The sequence below is a fragment of the Synechococcus sp. RSCCF101 genome (assembly GCF_008807075.1).
GTDB lineage: Bacteria > Cyanobacteriota > Cyanobacteriia > PCC-6307 > Cyanobiaceae > RSCCF101.
On sequence record NZ_CP035632.1, the window covers coordinates 1,960,606 to 1,979,207 of the forward strand.

Consider the following 18,602-nt stretch of genomic DNA (forward strand, 5'->3'; position numbering starts at 1 on the left):
GGGAACCGGACAGGCCTGGGCTCACGATCGCACCGACGCTCATGCAGTGTGTGGACCAGCGACGTCCTGCTGATGCCCGACCACCCGGCCCCGGCACCAGAACCCAGGACCGGAAGCCCCGGACGAAACGCCGCGATCGAGTGGCTGCGCGCCCTCTCGATCCTCTACATCGTGGCCTACTGGCATCTGCTCGGCTACGCACCGGCCATTCGGGACTTCAAGAACCCCGTCAACAGCCGCATCACGGTGGTGGTGCTGGCCCTGTTCCTGTTCGTGTCGGGCCATCTGATCGGCAGAGGCCTGCAGCGCTCACCCGGCGTGCGGCGCTTCTACCAGCGCCGCCTGGTGCGGATCTACCCCCCCTATCTGCTGGCCCTGCTGTTGTTCGAGGCCAGCGGCCTGCTCTGGCGCAACCAGTTCCTCGAATCGGCCGTGCTGATCTCGGCCCTCACCGGCGATCCGCCCCTCACCCTCTGGTTCATCACGGTGCTGATGGTGGATGTGCTGCTGGCCCCCTGGTTGCTGCTGCTGCGCCGGAGGGTCAATCCGGCGGGGAGCCGCTCCGGCGATGGCTGGCTGCTGCTGGCGCTGCTGGTGCTGCCGTTGCTGCTGGCCTGGCTGGTGCAGGGGCCCGACCCGCGCCTGTTCTTCTATTTCCCGGCCTTCGCCGCCGGTCTGCTGGCACCGCTGCCGGGCCCGGGCGACAACCGGGCCGGGCGGCTGGCCCTGCTGGGCACTGCGGCGGGGCTGGCCGGCGGGCTGGTGCTCTCGATCTCGGCCGGGGGGGTGAGCGAGTCGAACATGGCCCACATGCCCCTCACCCTGTTCGGGGCCTGGTTCCTGGTGCTCGCGACCAACCGGCTGCTGGCCGGTCGGCGCACCCCCTGGCTGATCGCCCAGCTGGGGCTGGCCAGCTACTTCATGTACCTCTTCCACCGGCCCCTGTTCAAGCTGTTCACCGGCTGGTTCATGCCCGGCAGTGCCGGCGCTCAGCTCGCCTGGCTGCTGCTCGGCTGCGTTCCCCTGATCGCCCTGATCTCCTGGGCCGGCCAAATCGGTTACGACGCCCTGGTGACCCGCCTGCAGACGGCCGGACGGCCCGATCCGGCAGCGACCGCAGCCCCTGACCGATGATCGGCCGCGTCGCCACCCCAGCCGCCGTGCCCCGCCCCCTCACGCTCATCGCCGGCCCGTGCGTGATCGAGAGCCCGGAGCTGGTGCAGGAGGTGGCCGAGCGGGTGCAGGCCATCTGCGCTCCGCTCGGCATCGATTACATCTTCAAGGCCAGCTTCGACAAGGCCAACCGCAGTTCCGGCGCCTCCTTCCGCGGCCCCGGCATGGAGAAGGGGCTGGAGATCCTGGCGGGGCTGCGCCAGCGGCTCGGGGTGAAGCTGCTCACCGACATCCACGAATCACACCAGGCCGAAACTGTGGCCGAGGTGGTGGATGTGCTGCAGATCCCGGCTTTCCTCTGCCGCCAGACCGACCTGCTCCTGGCCGCCGCCTCGGCCGCCCTGGCCCACGGCCGCATCCTGAACATCAAGAAGGGCCAGTTCCTCGCCCCCTGGGACATGGCCCAGGTGGTGGCCAAGCTGGGCGAGGCGGGCCTGGGGGCGGACAGCGGCCGGCTCTGGCTGACCGAGCGGGGCAACAGCTTCGGGTACAACACACTGGTGGTGGATTTCCGCGGCCTGCCGCAGCTGGCTGACCTGGGCTGCCCGGTGATCTTCGATGCCACCCACTCGGTGCAACAGCCCGGCGGCAGGGGCAGCAGCAGCGGTGGCCAGCGGGAGTTCGCCGCCCCCCTGGCCCGGGCCGCCGTGGCCGTGGGTGTGGACGGGCTGTTCATGGAGGTGCATCCCGATCCGGACCGGGGCCTCAGCGACGGGCCCAACATGATTCCGCTACATCGGCTCGGGCCCCTGCTGGAGCAGCTGCAGGCGATCCGCGCCGCCGTGGGCGACAGCCCCGCCACCAGCAGCCTGTGAGCCGGGCCTCCGCCCTGCGGGACGACCTGGGCTGGTGGCGGCGCGGCTGGCTGCGGGAGTGGCTGCAAGGGCGCGTCGATCCGGCCGAGTGGCAGGCCCTGGCGGCCTACCGGGGCCTGCTGATGCAGGCCTTCGATCAGCGCCCGTTTCACCCCGAGCTGGTGCCCCGCCTCTGGCTGAAGGGCGAGTGGATCCCCCCGGCGGAACTCAAACCCTTCTTCTCGCCCTCGCGCCGCGAACGGGACAACGCCTCCCACCACTACGGCCACGACGTGCAGCTCAAGCGCCACGCCGGGCTGCCCCTGGTGGGCCGGGCCATGCCGTTCCTGCTGGAACACGGGCTCAAGGTGTCGCGCGAGGCGAGCTTCGAAGCGCCGCGGCCCTGGAGCCGCGGCTACCTCTGCATGGGACCGTTGCGGGCCCAGTGGCTGCGGGAACGCCACGGCCTGCCCGCTCATGCCATCGGCCCCTGGATCCACTACGCCCGGCCGGTGCTCGACCCCGAGCCCCTGGCGGAGCTGCGCCGGCAGCTGGGGCCCACCCTGCTGGTGGTGCTGGCCCACAGCTGGGACCTGGTGGAGCGCCAGAACGATCTGCCCGCCGCCATCGCCGGAATCCGTGAGATCGTTGCCCGCAGCGGCTACCGCCGGGTGATCTGGCTGCGGCACTGGAAGGACCCCGCCTCCCTGCCCCTGCCGGAGGACTGGATTCTGGCCTGCAACGGCCACCGCTCCAACCCCTGGTTCCTCGATGCGATGCGTACCCTGCTCGAACTCGCCGATGGCATGGCCAGCAACGCCTTCGGCACCCATCTGGGCTACGCGGTGCACCTCGGCCGGGGCCTGCACTGGCTGGGCTCGGACGCCGAGCAGGACCTCTCGGGCCTGACCGGCCCCCAGGCCGAGCGGGAGCGGATCGAATGGCAGCGCCGCAACGCCCTGAGCGATGAGCTGGCCGCCCGCCTCGCCGAAGGCGACCCGGAGCCGGTGCGGCAGCTGCTCGAGCCCTACTGGGGCTTCGACCACAGCCGCAGCCCCGCCGCCCTGCGCGGCCTGCTCCGCTCCGGCCGAGCGAACGGTTGATGACGGTCCTGATCCCCGACCTGCTCGCAACGAGCAGCTTCCCGGAGGAGGCGCCCTATCGGGTCACCGAGATGATGACCAGGCCGGGGCTGATGCTGGCGCTGGCCATCGTGCAGCTGGTCATGGCCGGCCTGATGAGCCGCTGGACGCGGCCCCGACCCTGGTGGGCAGCCGCGGGAGTACTGCTGGCCATCGCGGCGGTGTTCTTCGCGCTGGCCAACTGGGGCACCAGCGACATCGCCCGCTTCAACCACTTTCTCGGCGTCGATCCCACCCGGGTGCTCGACGAGCCCTTCTGGCTGCTGCTGGCCCCCCTGATCGTGGCCCTGCCCTACCGGATGGCTTCCGTGCAGGGCCTGGTGGCCGCCGGCTATGCCCTGGTGCCCATGCTGCTGGCCCGCAGCTGGGGCGTGGCCCGCTGGGGCGGCTGGTGGGCGCTGGGGCTGATCTGGAGTCCGCTGCTACGCAACTTCCTCCAGAACGGCGTCACCCGCCAGGCGCTGGCCACCGTGCTGATCACCCCGGTGCTGGTGCGCGCCGCCGGCTGGGCCAGGCCGGCCTGGCCCTGGCTGGCAGGATCGGTGCTGGCCAGCGCCCTGGCCCACCACAGCCTGCCGGGCACCCTGGCCCTGGCCCTGCTGCCGGCCCTGCTGCGGCCCGGCCTGCTGCGTGAGGGTCCGCGGCTGCCCCTGGCCCTGGAGGGCCGGGCCCGCTGGATCGCCGGGCTGCTGCTGCTGGCCGGTGCCGCGGTTGTGCTGGCCCTGATCGGCCCCCTGGTGCTCGACAAGGTCGAGTTCTATTTCACGCGCTCGTCGTACTTCAACTCCTATGCCCTCAAGGGCGCCGTGTTCTGGATGGAGGCCGCCTCGTTCGTCACGGTGCTGCTCACCATCTGGCGAGCCCGGCTGCGCCGCTGTGATCTGGCCGGCTGCCACGAGAGCCGCACCGTGCTGGTGTTCACCCTGCTGCTGGTGGCGGTTCAAATCACCGTCTGGCAGGACTGGGGCGCCCCGATCACCAGCCGCTTCCTCGATCCGGTGGGCCTGATCTGGATGCTCTCCCTGATGGCCTTCACCCGCCGCCACGGTTGCCCCTGGGCCCTGATCCCGGTGCTGCTGGTGAGCGGCGTGTACTTCATCGACGACCGCATCATTTTCTCCGGCACGATCCGCTGCCATGTCGACGACCAGTTCCTCTGCCTGCCGGACCGCCCGCCCTGGGCGGTGACCCACTGATGGCCGCCGCGGCGGCCGCCGCCGCCGGCATGACCCCACCCGGACCGGAGGCGCCCCTGAGCATCCTCACGGTCTGCATGAACCGGAGCCACCACCTGCAGCGCAGCGCTGTGGAGGTGGCCCGCTGGCCCCACCACCAGGAGCATCTGGTGGTGGACTGGAGCAGCCGCGAGCCCCTGCGGCGCCAGGACCTGCCCGCCGACTGGCGCCTGCGGCTGATCCGGGTGGAGGGGGAGCGGCGCTGGAACCCGTCGCGGGCCTACAACTTCGCCGCCGCCCGGGCCCGTGGCGTCTGGCTGATGCGCATGGATGCCGACTGCTGGCCCACAGGCCGCTGCCGCCCGGCGGAGCTGCTGGCGCAGGCCGCCCTCTGGGTGGGCTGCGGCGGCGAGGGGCGCTACGGCCAGTTCCTGATGCCGCGCCGCTGCTTCGAGCGGGTGGGCGGCTTCAACGAGGCCATGGCCGGCTGGGGCTTCGAGGACAAGGACCTGCGGGCCCGCCTGCAGGTGCAGCAGCAGCTGCCGCTCGCCCTGCTGGACACGGCGGCGATCGGGGTGATCGAGCACAGCGATGCCGAGCGGGTCGGCCAGAGCGGCCGCCTGCAGGCCATGGCCCGGCAGCAGGCCCTGGCCGCCCTGCGGGCCTCCCGGCTGCACAACCGGCTCGTGGCCGCCCACCACCCCTGGGGGCAGGCCACCCCGGCCAGCCGCTACAGCCGCCTGCCACCGCCGGCCGGGGCGGGCGGGCCGCAGGGTGTCGGTGAACGCTGGCAGCTGCAGGCCGGAACCCTGCCGGCGCTGCCCGGGCCCCTGGCCGCCAGCCTGCGCCAGACGCGGCGGCGCCTGTTCTGGAGCACCCTGCTGGCGATCCCCGACGTGGCGGTGGAGGTGCTGCCCGAGAAGCTGCTGCCCGCTGATCGGGACGGCCGCTGGACGCTGCGCTGGTGGCACCGCCTCTACTGGCTGACCGTCCGGCCGCTGCTCTGGGCGCCGGTGGCCCTGCTCGGCCTCAGCCGCGGGCTGCGCGAGCGGTGTCTTGGATCAGCTGCCGCAGAGCCGCCAGGTGATGGGCCACCGTGAAGTGCGCCAGGGCCCGCTCGCGCCCGCAGGCACCCATGGCCGCCGCCGCCGCCGGATCGTCGGCCAGCTGAGCGATCGCCATGGCCATGGCGGCCACGTCGCCCTCCGCCACCAGGTGGCCGCTGCGCCCATCGAGCACCACCTCGGGAATGCCGGCATGGCGGGTCGCCACCACCGGCAGCCCGCTGAGCTGAGCCTCCATCACCACCACCGGTGAGCCCTCCTGGTCCCCGTCCGGTGCGGTGAGCGAGTGCTGCAGCAGGGCGCGGCTGCGCCGCATGCGCTCGGCGATCCGCCCGGGCGGTTCCACGCCGGCGAAGCTCACCCGACCGGCCACCCCCAGGGCCTCGGCCCGCTCCCGGCAGCGGGGCAGCAGCGGGCCATCGCCCACCATCACCAGCCGCAGCGCGGGCCGGCTGGCCGCGGCCTGCGCGAAGGCCTCCAGGGTCTGCAGCGGCCCCTTCTTGGCCACGAACCGGCCCACGGCCAGAAACGTGGGCGGCGCCGCGGCCGGGCTGCCACCGTGAAACAGCTCCGGATCGGCGCCGGAGGGGCTCACCAGCACCCGCAGCCGGCCCGCCTCCGGGCCCGCCAGCGCCAGCAGCCGCTCCCGCATCGGCTCCGACTTGACCACGATCGCCGCCGCCAGCTGGAACAGGCGCCGGTAGCGCCCGGCCAGGGCCTGGAAATGGCGGCGGGAGGAGGCATCCGAGCCCCGGAAATGCACGATCAGCGGCAACCCCGTGCGCGGCACCAGCTCCATCAGCCGCACGGCATGGAATCCGAATTCCGCCAGCACCACCTCGGGCCGTTCCCGCCGGCAGAGGCGCACGGCCACCGGGCTGACCACCGCCGTGGCCAGCCGGTGCAGCCCCAGGCGCGAGCAGGCCTTGCTCACCAGCACCGCCAGGCCGTAGAGCAGCCGCAGTCGGTCCCCGCGCCAGGGCCGCTCATCGCCGCAGACCACCACCGCCTGCTCGCCGAGACCGCGCAGGTTGGCGCGGATGAAGGTTTCGCTGGCCCGCCGGCGCGTGGGCACAAACAGCAGCAGCCGCGGCAGCGGGGACTCGCTCATGGCTGGCGGGCCGGCGGCGGCGGCGGTGCAGGCAGCCAGGGGTCGAGGGCATCGAGCAGGAGCTGCCGCACCCGGGCCGGATCCAGCCGCTGGTGCACCTCGAGAGCGGCCTGCCCCAGCCGCTGCCGCAGCGGCGCATCGGCCATGAGCCGCGCCAGCGCCTCCGCCAGAGCCTCCACAGCCGCCGGCTCGTCCTCGCCGGCCGGCACCAGCCAGCCGCTGCGGCCGGGGTCGATCAGCTCGGCCGGACCGCTGGGGCAGTCGGCTGCCAGGCAGGCCGTGCCGCTGGCCATGGCCTCCAGCAGCACGTTGGGAAAGCCCTCGTAGCGGGAGCTGAGCACGAACAGATCGGCCCGGTCATACCAGTCGGCCATGTTGCCCACCGGCCCCACCAGCAGCGGCCGCAGCGCCGCCTCGGCCGGCAGGGGCCAGTCCGGCGGCCAGGCCCCGGGCGGCAGCCCCGCGATCACCAGGCGCCAGCCCGGCAGGCGCGGCCCCACCGCCGCGAAGGCGGCCACCAGCCGATCGAACCCCTTCTGGTGCGGCTTGGTGCCAGCCGCCAGCAGCAGCCGCTCACCCTCCGCCAGCACGTTGCCTGGATCCACCGCAGGGCTGTGGCGGGGCAGGGGCCACTGCAGGGCGTTGGGCACCACGGCGACCCCGCCAGAGCGGGAGAGCAGCCGGCGGCGCCGCAGCCAGGCGGCGATCGAGTCCGTCTGCACCAGATGCCGGGCCGCGCGGGGATAGGTGAGACGCCGCAGCAGCCGCCAGAGGGGCGGCAGGGGCTTGAGGGCCGGATGGTTGCGCTCGGCCACCAGCACCGGGATGCCGGTGCCCCAGGCGGCCAGCAGCATCCGGATCGCCGGACGGGTGGTGATGGCCAGCACCAGATCGGGCCGGTCCGCCCGCAGCAGTCGGCGCAGCCGCAGCAGCGTCAGGGGCGGCCCCGGCTCCCGCCGGCGGACCAGACCCGGCGGCAACGCGTACACATCGGGCCGGGCGCCATGGCCCACCAGCACCTCCACCCGGTGGCCCTCCGCCAGCAGCCAGCCGGCCCACTGCAGCGCCACCCGCTCCGCCCCGCCCAGGCCGAGCGCGTGAATGCTGATCAGCACCCGGGCCATGGCCTCAGCTCCAGAGGGCCCGCAGGCCGGAGCGCAGCTGGGGGGTGTCGGCATTGAGGGCCGCCAGGGCGAAGGCCGGCGGCTCACCGCGGCCGGTTGCCGCTCCGGCCTCGCACCAGGCCGACACCCCATCCAGCAGCTCCTGCACCAGGGCCCGGTGGTCCTCCTTCGGGCGGCAGACGGCGTAGCGCGGCTGCTGCAGCTCGTCGCGCAGGGCGGTGAGGTCCGCCCGCAGCGGCTCGGGCCGGGCCGGAGCCTGCAGCACCAGGCAGCGGCAGAGGTTGCTGCTCAGGCGCAGCATCACATCGGCGGGGATCCGCTGCGGCTCCAGCCGCTGCCAGAGCTGATGGGCCGCCTCCCCCTGGGCGGGGAGCGCGTCGATCTGCCTCAGCATCAGCCGCAGATGGGCCAGGGCGCTCCAGCTGGAGATCAGCCGCTTGAGCCGGTTCTCCCGGTTGCGGCGGCGGCAGCGCCACGTGGAGGGCTGGGCGGCCAGCGCCGCGGCCGAGCGCTCCAGGGCCCCACAGAGCACAGCGGCGCGGTCGCGGTCGCCCTCGCGCACCGCCCACCAGGCCAGGGCGACGCGGGCATAGGCCCGCTGGTGCTCCGCCAGACCCGGCATCTCAGCCAGTCCTTCGAGCAGGTGGGCCTCATCGCCGGGGTCCGCCGGCCGCAGCGCCCGGCGGAAGAGCAGCTGCTCCACCAGGGCCGTGCGGCGGCGGCCCGGCCCCATCACCTCGAGGGCCGCCAGGGCAGCGGGTCCATCACCGGCGTCCAGCGCCCCAACCACCGCCTCGGCATCAGCGACGGCGCCAGCGCCACCGGAGCGCCAGCGCTGCACGGTGAGCAACAGCAGCAGGGGCCAGGCCCAGAGCGGCCGCAGCAGCCACCAGCTCCAGCGGTGGCGGCGCTGCAGGCGGAAGCGGCCCTGCCGATCGGCCGGCAGCAACCCCACGGGCAGCCGCAGCACCAGCTCCTCCGGCAGGGCCAGGAACAGACCCCAGAACACGCGCCGGCGCAGGCCGCGCACCTCCTCCTGCACCTCCACGCCCGGATCGGGCACGCTGGCCTCGATCACCCGCAGCGCCCCGGTGTCCGGATCCGCCGCATAGCGGCTGCGGGGGCTGCGGGCCGACCAGGGGCAGCGGGCGGCGAGGCTGCGGTTCGCCAGGGCCGTGGCCCGCTTCTGGGCCCGCGCCTGACAGAGGGCCAGCGGGCTCTCCCGGCCGGGAGACGCGCTGGCCGCCTCGATCCGGTCATCAGCCCGCAGCACGGCCGAGTGGCGGATCACCCCGAGGCTGCGGGCCGGCAACACGCCGGGAGGCTGCGGCAGGGCGGCGGTGATGCGGGCCTTCAGGTCCTTGTCGTCGAAGCCGTAACCGAGCAGGTGCTCGTTGTAAGCCCCCACCGCCTCGATCAGGGTCCGATCCATCAGCCACTGGCCGATGCGCCCGTCCGGCCCGCTGCCGAAGGCGCAGAGGGCGTCATCCCCGGCGAGCCGATCCGGATGGGGCAGATCGATCGGCCAGCAATCGGCATCGAGCTTGAACAGGCAGCTACCGCTGGCCAGGCTCAGGGCCAGGTTGTAGGCCCGGCACAGATGCCAGTGCCGCTCCCCCTCCACCCGCACCAGCCGCAGCCGTGGGTCGGTTGGCAGATCCTGCCGCTGCAGCGGCACCCGGCTGCTCCAGTCGAGGATCAGGTGCTCCCCGTGGTGGGGCCAGCGGGCCACGGCGGCGGCTGTCTGCAGCAGGTGGGCCCGCCGGTTCATGCACACGGTCACCACGCTGACACTGCGGGGCATGGGCGTCAGGCCGCTGTTCCGGTCAGCCGGGCCACATCCGCCAGCATGGCGCCGGTCCGGGTCCGGTAGGTGTGGGCTCCGGCCACCGCCAGCCGCCGGTCGAGGGGGGGCACGTCGCCATCGAGGCAGCGGCGGATCGCGGCTGCGAAGCTGGCCGGATCCGGCGGGCTCAGCCGGGCCACATCGGCATGGGGGGCGAGGGTCTCGATGGCCGTGGCCACCACCGGCACCCCGGCCGCCAGGTACTCGAAGAACTTCATCGGGAACATGGCCCGGGTGTAGGCATTGCGCCGCACCGGCAGCAGGGCCACATCCATCCCCTTCAGCCAGGCCGGCAGCGCCCGGTAGGGCTGGGGCCCGGCGAAGACCACGTTGGCCAGCCCCTTCAGCTCGGAGACGTCCGTCTCCGGATCCCCCTCGCCCACCGGACCGATCAGCACCAGAGTCCACTCGGGCTGCTGGCGGGCCAGGGCCGCCAGCAGGGGCAGATCCAGCTTGTAGCCGCTGATGGCACCGATGAAGCCCAGGCGGGGCCGGGGCAGCACCGCCAGCTCGGGCGGTTCGGGCAGGGAGGCCTCCAGGGCCCGGCCGAAGTGGTCGGCATCGGCCACGTTGCCGTAGAAGCGGCAGGCGGGATTGAAGCGCCGGTGGCGCTCCAGCAGCTGGGGGGAGGTGACGAACACCGCATCGGCCGCCCGGCTCAGGCGCTCCTCCCACAGATCGATCGTCCGGGCCGGCATGCCGGGCTGCTCCTGGATCGCATCCACGCAGTGATAGATCAGCAGCCCGTGGCGGCTCGTGTCGAACAGCTGCAGCGTCAGGGGGTTGTAGGTCCAGAGCCAGTCCCGCCGCAGCCGCAGCAGCCCTCGGCAGGCCGCCAGCCCGAGCCGCAGCACGAGGCGGTTGAGCCGCAGGCCCCAGGGGGAGCTGGCGGCGGGCAGCACCAGCGGCGACCAGACCCAGAGATTGGGGCGCACCCGCCGCGGCCCTTGCAGCCCGTGCCGCAGCCGCCGGATCAGCCGGGAGCGATCAGCCGCACCGGGGCGGGGTGGCCTCAGGCCGATGGATTCCACGTAGAGCACCCGGTGGCCGCGTTCTGCCAGCTGGCAGGCGACGTGCTGCTTGTTGGTCCAGAGCGGGTGGTCCCAGTCGGCGGTGGCCAGCAGGGTGATGTCAGCCATCCTGGAGGGCCACCAGCTCCCGGAAGCTCTCGGAGGCTCCCTGAAGGGCGCGGTAGTCACCGGAGGCCTTGATCCGGCCGCCATCGAACTCGTAGATGCGGTCGCAGTAGCGGATGGTGGAGAGGCGGTGGGCCACCACGATCGTGGTGCAGCGGCGGCCGACCAGCTCCAGCGCCTCGAGCACGTCGCTCTCGGTCTTGTTGTCGAGGGCGCTGGTGGCCTCATCCAGGATCAGCACCCGCGCCTGCTTGTAGAAGGCCCGCGCCAGGGCCAGGCGCTGGCGCTGTCCGCCCGACAGGCGCATCCCGTCTTCGCCGACCACGGTGTAGACGCCGTAGGGCAGCTCGCTGACGAAGTCGGCCAGCTGGGCCATCTCCAGGGCCTCCCAGACCCGCGCATCATCGATGGCGTCGTCGTTGATGCCGAAGGCCACGTTGTCGCGCACGCTGGCGTTGAGCAGCACGATGTTCTGGGGCACGATCGCGCAGCAGGCCTGCCAGGCCGGCAGCTCCTCCGGCTTGAGCGGAATGCCGTCCAGCAGGAGGGAGCCGCGCTGGGGCGTGAGCAGACCGAGCAGCACATGGGCGGCCGTGGACTTGCCCCCGCCCGTGCGCCCCACGAAGGCGATGCGGGAGCCCACCGGCACGCTCAGGTCCACATCGTCCAGCACCCAACGGTCCGACTGGGGGTAGCGGTAGCCCACACCCTCCAGGCGGATCTGCCGGTTGGGCATCACGCCGGCCGGGGAGGGCACCTCCTCGGAGGCCATGGTGATGCGCCCGGGCCGCAGGCGCAGCAGGGTGAGGGCGTCCTCGATGTCGGGCAGGCCGCCGCGCAGCTTGTTGACCGAGCGGAAGATGGCCTGGATCGGCGCTGACAGCCGCAGGCCGGCGAACATGATCGCGGCCAGGGTGGGGATGGCATCGCGCACCGAATCCACCGGGTCCGAACTGAGGAACGACGGCAGCAGCCCCACCAGGAAGAGCACCGTGATGCCGGCCGGTTCCACGATGTAGCGGGGCACCTCCGGCAGGGTCTTGGAGATGCGATCGAAGGTCTTGCCGCGCTGGCCGATGCGGCGGAAGGAGGCCTGGAAGTGGGGCTCGGCTCCGTAGAGCTGCACATCCCGGATCGAGCGTGTCGACTCCATCAACAGGGTGTTGATGTTCAGCGAGAAGATCAGCTTCTGCCGGGTGGCGAAGCGCAGCATCGGCGTGATCAGCACCGAGGCGAAGCTGTAGGCCAGCAGCAGGAAGGCGAAGATCAGGAAGGCCTGCCAGCCGAAGGCCACGATCACGCCCACCGAGAGCACCGCCGCCGACACGCCGTTGGAGACGGCCGTGAGCAGGGGCAGCACGATGCTGTCGGAGATGCGGCCGAAGATCCGGTTGAGGCGGGCCAGCAGATGGGCCGTGGTCTGGCCCTGGAAATAGTCGTAGGGCTGCAGCAGCACGTTGCCGTAGATCCGTTCGCCGTAATCGCTCCAGATCTGGGCCGTCAGCCAGCCCTGCAGGCCGAGGGCGGCCAGCTTGATCGTGGTGGCCAGCCAGACCAGCGCAATCAGGATGCCCGCCACCCAGAAGCCCTGGTTGATGGCGTCGCCGCCGAACACGAAGATGTTCGGGATCTTGTCGGCCAGCCGGGCGCCGCTCAAGGTGCCCACCAGCCGGGCCAGCAGGCCGACGAACACCAGATCGAGCACCCCGATCAGCACCGACAGGCCCAGCAGCAGCCACAGCCCCCGCAGCCGGCGAGCGGGCAGGTAGGAGAACAGCGTCCAGAGCCGGGCGATCGTTTCGCTGTTGAGCCGCTTGCGGGGCTGCTGGTCGGGCCGGCCCGGCCGGTGGCCTGTCCTGTCCGGCGCTCCGGCGCCTTGTGCCATCACGGACAGAACAGGGCCTTCATCGCTGGAGCGAATGTAGTTGTGGGCTCAGAAGCCCACGCCGGCACGGGGCCAGCCACTCAACCGATCGGCTGCCGGCGATCGGCCGCTTCAATAGACAACCTGATCGGGCCAGCGGTCGGGGATGCAGAGGAAGTCGTCGTCTTCGCCGCAGCGCAGCTTCGGCTCGGGCCGCCAGACCTTGTTCACGCCCCAGTCGCCGAGGCAGGTGATCAGGGCGGGGAGCAGCATCCAGAGGCTGTCGTGGGTGCGGAACCAGGCCAGGGCCGTGATCAGCAGGAACAGGCCCACCGCATCGCCCATGCGGAAGGCGATCTGGGGCAGCCATTCGTGCAGCACGGCCAGCTGGATCAGGCCGTAGAGGGCGGTGAACAGCAGCAGCACCCGGCTCACGGAACAGGCCGAGAGCTCCCGCCAGCCCAGCCGGCGCCGCAGGCAGGTGAGCACGAAGCCGATCGCCAGGGCCCGCTGCAGCTCCAGCACCTCGAAGCGCAGCGGATAGGTGCTGAAGAAGCTGGCCTTGAACAGGTAGGCATGCAGCTTCACCCCCACCGTGTCGATCAGGGTGGGCAGCAGCGCGATCAGCAGGGCCAGCCCGAGCAGCAGCAGGGGCAGCCGGCGCCGGCGCGACGGGCCCCGCACCAGGTCCAGCCCCCGCCGGGGCAGCCGCCAGAGCTCCGCGGCCGCACCGGTGCGCACCAGGGCCGGCAGCAGGGCGATCAGCAGAGTGGCGGGAGCCGTGGCGTGCACCGCCAGCGACAGGGCCGCGGCCGGCCAGCTCCAGCGCCGGGCCACCGGCAACAGCCGGGCGCTGGCCAGCATCAGGGGCACGATCAGGGCCGTCGCCAGGGCCTGACGGGTGTGGGAATTCTGGATGAAGCCCCGCAGCATCGGGCTGGTGAGGATCAGCAGCGCCCACCAGCCGCCCCAGCCCGGTCGGGCCCACCCCCGCGCCAGGCCGAGGCCGATCCAGCTGTAGACCACGGCGGTGAGGCCGTGCACCGCGGCCATCCGGTACGGCAGCTGCACGATCCAGGGCGCCAGGCTCCACCAGAGCGGCTCCCCGGCCAGAAAGCCGCGCGGATCCACCGCCAGGTAGTGGTTCAGCTTGGTGATGTCGCTCGTGCCCCAGCAGGCCAGGGTGAAGAACACGAGCGTCACGGCCGAGAACAGGGCCGCCACCAGCCACCAGACGCCGCGGCGATCCGGGCTCCGGACGCCGGCGAAGGCCGCGGCCAGAGCGATCTGAGCCAGGAACAGGGCGGTCATCAGGCCGGGGGCCTGGCGCACCTGATCGACCCGGAACGGGGCCTCGCTGGGGAAGGCCGCCGGCAGCAGCGGCAGCAACTCGGCCGGCATCAGGCCGCGCCCCCTCCCGGCCCTAGCAACCGGCGGGCCAGTCGCCCGACGAGCGTGCGGGCCGATCGCCAGCGTTGCCCTGCCCGCAGGCGCCAGATGGGCGGTGAGCGCAGCACCCCACCGGCACCGGCCGAGGACTCGACGGTGGCGAACCAGCCGGCGAGCTGACTCAGCACCTGCCGCCAGCGCTCCGCCAGGGCCGCCTCGCTGTGGCGGTGCAGCAGCGGCTCCAGCAGATCGGCCGGCGGCCGCTGGCTCCAGGGGTCTCGCGCTGCGGCGCGGATCCGCTCCACATCCCAGGCCAGGGTGCCGCAGCCGATCTGATGGCCGCAGAGGCCGGGCTCGAACAGATCGGCCAGGGCGTGATTGAGGCTGCTGAACACCACGCAGCCACAGGCCATCGCTTCCAGGGGCGGGAGGCCGAAGCCTTCGCTCACCCCCCGCCCGCGCCAGTACTCGGCCGAGTCGTAGAGGTACACCGCGGCGGAGTTGAACAGAGCCACCAGATCGTCCACCCAGCCGTCCTGAACCGTGACCCGCAGGCCGGCGCGGCGCAGAGCCGGCACCAGCTGGCGCAGAACGTAGCCGCTGCTCTTGCGCGCCTGCACCAGCACATCCACCGGCCGCTCGAGCTCAGCGCCCGATCGCCCGGGTCGGGCGCCCCGCTCCAGCCAGGCCGGCTCCAGGGCGTTGGGCACCAGGAAGAGCGGATTGCGGGGGGCCCGATCGCCCCAGTAGCCCAGCGTGTTGCGGCTCGCCGCCAGCACGGGCACCCCGGCGGGCAGATCGAAGCCGTAGCCGCTGCTGTGGGCGTGATACGCCACCCGCCGGCCCCGCAGGCGCCGCAGCAACGCCGGCACATCGAAGCCCCAGCTCACCACCCAGAGGCCGGCAGCATCCGGGGGTTCGGAGGCCAGGAGATCGTCGAGGTGAGGCCGGTCCGATTCGCGCTGGCGGTAGGTGACGACCTCCGCCGCACACAGGCCGGCGACCAGGCGGGCGGTCTGCAGTTCCACCGCCAGGCCGCCGCTGCGGAAGCGGCGGCCCGTGCCGGGCACCAGGAAGCGGACGGGAGCCGGCAGGGGCGGCGGGGTCGTGGGGGAGCTCAGGCGGCGACGGGCTGCTCGGTGCTGCCGCTGCGCTGACGGCGGGTCAGGAACCCGAAGAGCACCTTGCCGATGGCGGCCACCAGGTTGCCCTCCAGCTCCTTGAACATCTCCATGTTCAGGCGGAAGGCCTCGTTGGCCTCCTCCACGATCCGGTCGGCCGTGGCCTGATCGATCGGCAGCTGATCCAGCGTGGCGCGGTAGTTGACCTTGAAGGCCTTCTCGTCGTCGATGGCGGCGAACTCATAGAAGGCCAGGCCGCTGTCGCCCTGGAGGTTCATCGCCTTCTGGGCGATCGTCTTGAGGATCTGGCCGCCGGAGAGATCACCCAGATAGCGGGTGTAGTGGTGGCCCACCAGCAGTTCCGGGGCGCTGGCGGCCACCTCGCGGATGCGGGCCACGTAGGTGGCGGCGGAGGGGGTGGGCTGCAGCTGGTTCTGCCAGCCGCTGCCGAAGTAATAGGAGAGGTCGGTCTCCAGGGCCTCGCGGCGGTTGAGCTGGCTGAAGGCGATCGGGCCCACCACCGGATGGTCGCGCAGCCTGCCGATCTCCTCCTCCATGGCGGAGTACACGAAATAGAGGTCGGCCACCAGGGTGCGGTAGCTGGTCTTGTCCACCACTCCCTTGAGGAAGCAGCTCACGAAGCCGGTGTTCTCGGCCATCGTGTGGGACTTCCTGGTGCCTTCCCGCAGTTGGGTCGCAAGGGCTACGGACATGAATCGGATTCCTCGTGGCGGCAAACGTAGGAGTTGTGCGAGCGACGGAGCCGGCTTGATTGCAAACGGTTACGCCAGGCCGGCGGCATCCCGGAGCCGGCGGGCCGCAGGGCGCCCTCAGGCCGCCAGGCGGTCACTGGGGTAGAGCTCGAACAGCTGGCGGCAGAGCCCCTGCAGCCGCTCCACGTGCTCGGGCTGGGGCAGGTGCGGTCCGCTCGGATGCCAGTCACCCACGGTGGCCAGCCGCCAGCGCTCGCCGTCGTAGGTCATGCCGCGCATCAGCACCCCCATCAGTCGGGGGCGGGAGCGGGGGGCCTGCTCGTCGGCCTCCGCCGCGGAGGATGGAGCGCCGGCGGCGGCAGCGAGCCGCAGCTGCAGCAGCAGGCTGCGGCACTGAAGCCGCGGGCTCCAGCCGGGGAAATGAAAGGCCAGGTCCAGCGTCTCCTCCTCGCTGAAGCGCCGCGTCAGCGGGTCATCGCGCCAGGGGGTGAGGTTGGCCCGCGCCGCCGGGAACTCGCGCCGGAACAGATCGACCACGGCGGCCACCGCCCTGGCCTGATCGATGCTGCGGACCGTCTCGGCTGCATTCATCGGCCCATCCTGCTGAGATCGCCCCGGAGATGCCAGGTACGGTTGCGGCCTCCTGGCATGACGACGGAGTGACGGAGGAGTGACGGTGGCCGACGGCACAGGCAGTGGACGCCACATCGCCCTGCTCGGAGCCATGCCGGAGGAGGTGGGGGCGTTCCGCAGCCACCTGAGCGACCCGGGCGAACAGCAGCACGGCGATCTGACCCTGCATCGGGGTCGGGTCGGCCCGCACCGGGTCAGCCTCGCCTGGTCCGGCTGGGGCAAGGTGGCAGCGGCCCGGGCGGCCACGCGGCTGCTGGCCGCGGCCGAAGCCAGCGACCCCGTCGACCTGCTGCTGTTCACGGGCGTGGCGGGCGGCGCCGCACCGCAGCTGCGCCAGTGGGATGTGCTGCTGGCCGATCCGGCCATCCAGCACGACATGGATGCCAGCCCGCTCGTGCCCCGCTTCACCCTGCCGCCCCTGAACATCGACCGGCTCCATCCGACCGGCCCGCTGCGGGACTGGGCCCTGCGGAGCCTGCAGCAGGCGGCCGCCGCCGGTGCACTCGACGGTTTCGGCACGATCCGCAGCGGCCTGGTGGGCACGGGCGATCGCTTCATCGCCGCCCGCAGCTCCCTGGATCGGCTGCGGGAGGATCTGCCGGATCTGCAGGCGGTGGAGATGGAGGGGGCCGCCGTGGCCCAGGTGGCGGTGCAGGAGGGCGTGCCCTGGCTGGTGGTGCGGGTGATCTCCGACGGCGCCGACGACGGCGCGGCCGCCAGCTTCAGCGATTTCGTGGCGGCCTACGACGCCCGGGCCTGGCGGATCATCGAGGCCCTGCTGCAGCGACTCGACGCAGCGCCCCTGCGTCAGGAGAGCGCAGACGGCACCGGTCGCGGCGCATAAGCTCCCGGCAGAACCCCTCTCGCCGGGCCGCTTCAGCCGCCCGACCCGCATGGCCAGCTACGACAAGATCACCCCCCGCAGCAGGGACACGCGATCCGCTTCGAGGAGGGCAAGCCGGTGGTGCCCGACGATCCGATCATCCCCTTCATCCGGGGCGACGGCACGGGCGTGGACATCTGGCCGGCCACCCAGCGGGTGCTGGATGCGGCCGTGGCCAGCGCCTACGGCGGTCAGCGCCGGATCGAGTGGTTCAAGGTCTACGCCGGCGATGAGGCCTGCGATCTCTACGGCACCTATCAGTACCTGCCCCAGGACACCCTCACCGCCATCGAGGCCTACGGGGTGGCGATCAAGGGGCCCCTCACCACGCCGGTGGGCGGCGGCATCCGCTCCCTGAACGTGGCCCTGCGGCAGATCTTCGATCTCTATTCCTGCGTGCGGCCCTGCCGTTACTACGCCGGCACGCCCAGCCCCCACAAGCGTCCGGAGAATCTGGACGTGATCGTCTACCGGGAGAACACCGAGGACATCTACATGGGGGTGGAGTGGGCCGCGGACGACCCGGTTGGCCAGGAGCTGCGCAACCACCTCAACGACACGGTGATTCCCGCCAACGGCAAGCTCGGCCAGCGGCGCATCCCCGAGGGATCCGGCATCGGCATCAAGCCGGTGAGCAAGCACGGCAGCCAGCGCCACATCCGCAAGGCGATCCAGCACGCCCTGAGGCTGGAGGGCGACAAGCGCCACGTGACCCTGGTGCACAAGGGCAACATCATGAAGTTCACCGAGGGGGCCTTCCGCGACTGGGGCTACGAGCTGGCCACCACCGAGTTCCGGGCCGACTGCGTGACGGAACGGGAGAGCTGGATCCTTGACAACCTCGATCGGGAGCCCGGCCTGAGCACCAAGGCGAACGCTCAGAAGATCGAACCGGGGTACGACAACCTCACCCCCGAGAAGCAGGCCGCGATCGACAGCGAGGTGACCGCCGTGCTCGAGAGCATCGGGGCCAGCCACGGCCAGGGCCGCTGGAAGCAGATGGTGATGGTGGACGACCGCATCGCCGACAGCATCTTCCAGCAGATCCAGACCCGACCGCAGGAGTATTCGATCCTGGCCACGCTCAACCTCAACGGCGACTACATCTCCGATGCCGCCGCCGCCGTGGTCGGCGGTCTGGGCATGGCTCCCGGCGCCAACATCGGCGATCGGGCCGCCATCTTCGAGGCCACCCACGGCACCGCCCCCAAGCACGCCGGCCTGGACCGGATCAACCCGGGTTCGGTGATTCTCTCGGGCGTGATGATGCTCGAGTTCATGGGCTGGCAGGAGGCCGCCGACCGGATCACCAGGGGCCTGAGCCAGGCGATCGCCGATCAGAAGGTCACCTACGACCTGGCCCGGCTGATGGAACCGCGGGTGGAGCCGGTGAGCTGCTCCGGCTTCGCCAGCGCCATCATTGAGCGGTTCTGA

General features: G+C 72.1%; 15 protein-coding genes and 1 pseudogene. 7 read left to right on the plus strand and 9 right to left on the minus strand.

What is annotated here, in order from left to right; all coding sequences use genetic code 11:
- Positions 1-72: 72 nt before the first annotated feature.
- The 5 genes from EVJ50_RS09605 to EVJ50_RS09625 are packed head-to-tail and all read left to right on the plus strand — an operon-like array spanning position 73 to position 5,384.
- Positions 73-1,134, plus strand: a complete 1,062-nt coding sequence (locus EVJ50_RS09605; RefSeq protein ID WP_150883654.1) for an acyltransferase — start codon at positions 73-75, stop codon at positions 1,132-1,134.
- The gene (gene kdsA, locus EVJ50_RS09610; RefSeq protein ID WP_150883656.1) at positions 1,131-1,988 is read left to right on the plus strand and encodes a 3-deoxy-8-phosphooctulonate synthase; all 858 of its coding nucleotides are present in this window, start codon (positions 1,131-1,133) and stop codon (positions 1,986-1,988) included. The genes EVJ50_RS09605 and kdsA overlap by 4 nt, the downstream gene beginning before the upstream one ends.
- The gene (locus EVJ50_RS09615; protein ID WP_150883658.1) at positions 1,985-3,070 is read left to right on the plus strand and encodes a hypothetical protein; all 1,086 of its coding nucleotides are present in this window, start codon (positions 1,985-1,987) and stop codon (positions 3,068-3,070) included. Before kdsA ends, EVJ50_RS09615 begins: the two co-directional genes overlap by 4 nt.
- Positions 3,070-4,305 carry a hypothetical protein gene (locus EVJ50_RS09620; RefSeq protein ID WP_150883660.1) on the plus strand — a complete coding sequence of 412 codons (1,236 nt, stop codon included), beginning with the start codon at positions 3,070-3,072 and terminating at the stop codon, positions 4,303-4,305. The genes EVJ50_RS09615 and EVJ50_RS09620 overlap by 1 nt, the downstream gene beginning before the upstream one ends.
- The gene (locus tag EVJ50_RS09625; RefSeq protein WP_225322882.1) at positions 4,305-5,384 is read left to right on the plus strand and encodes a glycosyltransferase family 2 protein; all 1,080 of its coding nucleotides are present in this window, start codon (positions 4,305-4,307) and stop codon (positions 5,382-5,384) included. Before EVJ50_RS09620 ends, EVJ50_RS09625 begins: the two co-directional genes overlap by 1 nt.
- On the opposite strand, the gene EVJ50_RS09630 is transcribed toward EVJ50_RS09625, so the two are convergent.
- The 9 genes from EVJ50_RS09630 to EVJ50_RS09670 all read right to left on the minus strand — a co-directional run bounded on the left by EVJ50_RS09630 (position 5,314) and on the right by EVJ50_RS09670 (position 16,243).
- A complete protein-coding gene (locus tag EVJ50_RS09630; RefSeq protein ID WP_150883662.1) occupies positions 5,314-6,459 on the minus strand; it encodes a glycosyltransferase in 1,146 nt (381 codons plus the stop codon). The genes EVJ50_RS09625 and EVJ50_RS09630 overlap by 71 nt on opposite strands.
- On the minus strand, positions 6,456-7,583 hold the full coding sequence (locus tag EVJ50_RS09635) for a glycosyltransferase (protein ID WP_150883664.1): 1,128 nt from the start codon (positions 7,581-7,583) through the stop codon (positions 6,456-6,458). The genes EVJ50_RS09630 and EVJ50_RS09635 overlap by 4 nt, the downstream gene beginning before the upstream one ends.
- 4 nt (positions 7,584-7,587) lie before the next feature.
- A complete protein-coding gene (locus EVJ50_RS09640; RefSeq protein WP_150883666.1) occupies positions 7,588-9,387 on the minus strand; it encodes a glycosyltransferase family A protein in 1,800 nt (599 codons plus the stop codon).
- A 5-nt stretch (positions 9,388-9,392) separates the two neighbouring features.
- Positions 9,393-10,568 (minus strand): glycosyltransferase, encoded by a 1,176-nt coding sequence (locus tag EVJ50_RS09645; protein WP_150883668.1) that lies wholly within the window; start codon positions 10,566-10,568, stop codon positions 9,393-9,395.
- Positions 10,561-12,450 (minus strand): ABC transporter ATP-binding protein, encoded by a 1,890-nt coding sequence (locus EVJ50_RS09650; RefSeq protein WP_150883670.1) that lies wholly within the window; start codon positions 12,448-12,450, stop codon positions 10,561-10,563. The genes EVJ50_RS09645 and EVJ50_RS09650 overlap by 8 nt, the downstream gene beginning before the upstream one ends.
- A 111-nt stretch (positions 12,451-12,561) precedes the next feature.
- Positions 12,562-13,830 (minus strand): hypothetical protein, encoded by a 1,269-nt coding sequence (locus EVJ50_RS09655; protein ID WP_150883673.1) that lies wholly within the window; start codon positions 13,828-13,830, stop codon positions 12,562-12,564.
- Positions 13,830-14,888: a glycosyltransferase gene (locus EVJ50_RS09660; RefSeq protein ID WP_150883676.1), complete on the minus strand. Its 1,059-nt coding sequence runs from the start codon at positions 14,886-14,888 to the stop codon at positions 13,830-13,832. Before EVJ50_RS09660 ends, EVJ50_RS09655 begins: the two co-directional genes overlap by 1 nt.
- A gap of 47 nt (positions 14,889-14,935) precedes the next feature.
- Positions 14,936-15,652, minus strand: a complete 717-nt coding sequence (locus EVJ50_RS09665) for a heme oxygenase (biliverdin-producing) (protein WP_150883679.1) — start codon at positions 15,650-15,652, stop codon at positions 14,936-14,938.
- A 117-nt stretch (positions 15,653-15,769) separates the two neighbouring features.
- On the minus strand, positions 15,770-16,243 hold the full coding sequence (locus tag EVJ50_RS09670) for a hypothetical protein (protein WP_150883682.1): 474 nt from the start codon (positions 16,241-16,243) through the stop codon (positions 15,770-15,772).
- Positions 16,244-16,328: 85 nt separating this feature from the next.
- On the opposite strand from EVJ50_RS09670, the gene EVJ50_RS09675 reads away from it, so the two are divergent.
- Both EVJ50_RS09675 and EVJ50_RS09680 read left to right on the plus strand, forming a co-directional pair.
- On the plus strand, positions 16,329-17,129 hold the full coding sequence (locus EVJ50_RS09675) for a 5'-methylthioadenosine/adenosylhomocysteine nucleosidase (RefSeq protein WP_225322883.1): 801 nt from the start codon (positions 16,329-16,331) through the stop codon (positions 17,127-17,129).
- 49 nt (positions 17,130-17,178) lie between these two features.
- Positions 17,179-18,602, plus strand: a pseudogene (locus EVJ50_RS09680) (NADP-dependent isocitrate dehydrogenase).

Excerpts from the sequence above, each read along its gene's own strand:
- EVJ50_RS09605 (WP_150883654.1), top strand. The coding sequence starts at position 73 with ATGCCCGACCACCCGGCCCCGGCACCAGAACCCAGGACCGGAAGCCCC.
- kdsA (WP_150883656.1), top strand. The coding sequence starts at position 1,131 with ATGATCGGCCGCGTCGCCACCCCAGCCGCCGTGCCCCGCCCCCTCACG.
- EVJ50_RS09620 (WP_150883660.1), top strand. The coding sequence starts at position 3,070 with ATGACGGTCCTGATCCCCGACCTGCTCGCAACGAGCAGCTTCCCGGAG.
- EVJ50_RS09625 (WP_225322882.1), top strand. The coding sequence starts at position 4,305 with ATGGCCGCCGCGGCGGCCGCCGCCGCCGGCATGACCCCACCCGGACCG.
- EVJ50_RS09630 (WP_150883662.1), bottom strand. The coding sequence starts at position 6,459 with ATGAGCGAGTCCCCGCTGCCGCGGCTGCTGCTGTTTGTGCCCACGCGC.
- EVJ50_RS09635 (WP_150883664.1), bottom strand. The coding sequence starts at position 7,583 with ATGGCCCGGGTGCTGATCAGCATTCACGCGCTCGGCCTGGGCGGGGCG.
- EVJ50_RS09640 (WP_150883666.1), bottom strand. The coding sequence starts at position 9,387 with ATGCCCCGCAGTGTCAGCGTGGTGACCGTGTGCATGAACCGGCGGGCC.
- EVJ50_RS09645 (WP_150883668.1), bottom strand. The coding sequence starts at position 10,568 with ATGGCTGACATCACCCTGCTGGCCACCGCCGACTGGGACCACCCGCTC.
- EVJ50_RS09650 (WP_150883670.1), bottom strand. The coding sequence starts at position 12,450 with ATGGCACAAGGCGCCGGAGCGCCGGACAGGACAGGCCACCGGCCGGGC.
- EVJ50_RS09655 (WP_150883673.1), bottom strand. The coding sequence starts at position 13,830 with ATGCCGGCCGAGTTGCTGCCGCTGCTGCCGGCGGCCTTCCCCAGCGAG.
- EVJ50_RS09665 (WP_150883679.1), bottom strand. The coding sequence starts at position 15,652 with ATGTCCGTAGCCCTTGCGACCCAACTGCGGGAAGGCACCAGGAAGTCC.
- EVJ50_RS09670 (WP_150883682.1), bottom strand. The coding sequence starts at position 16,243 with ATGAATGCAGCCGAGACGGTCCGCAGCATCGATCAGGCCAGGGCGGTG.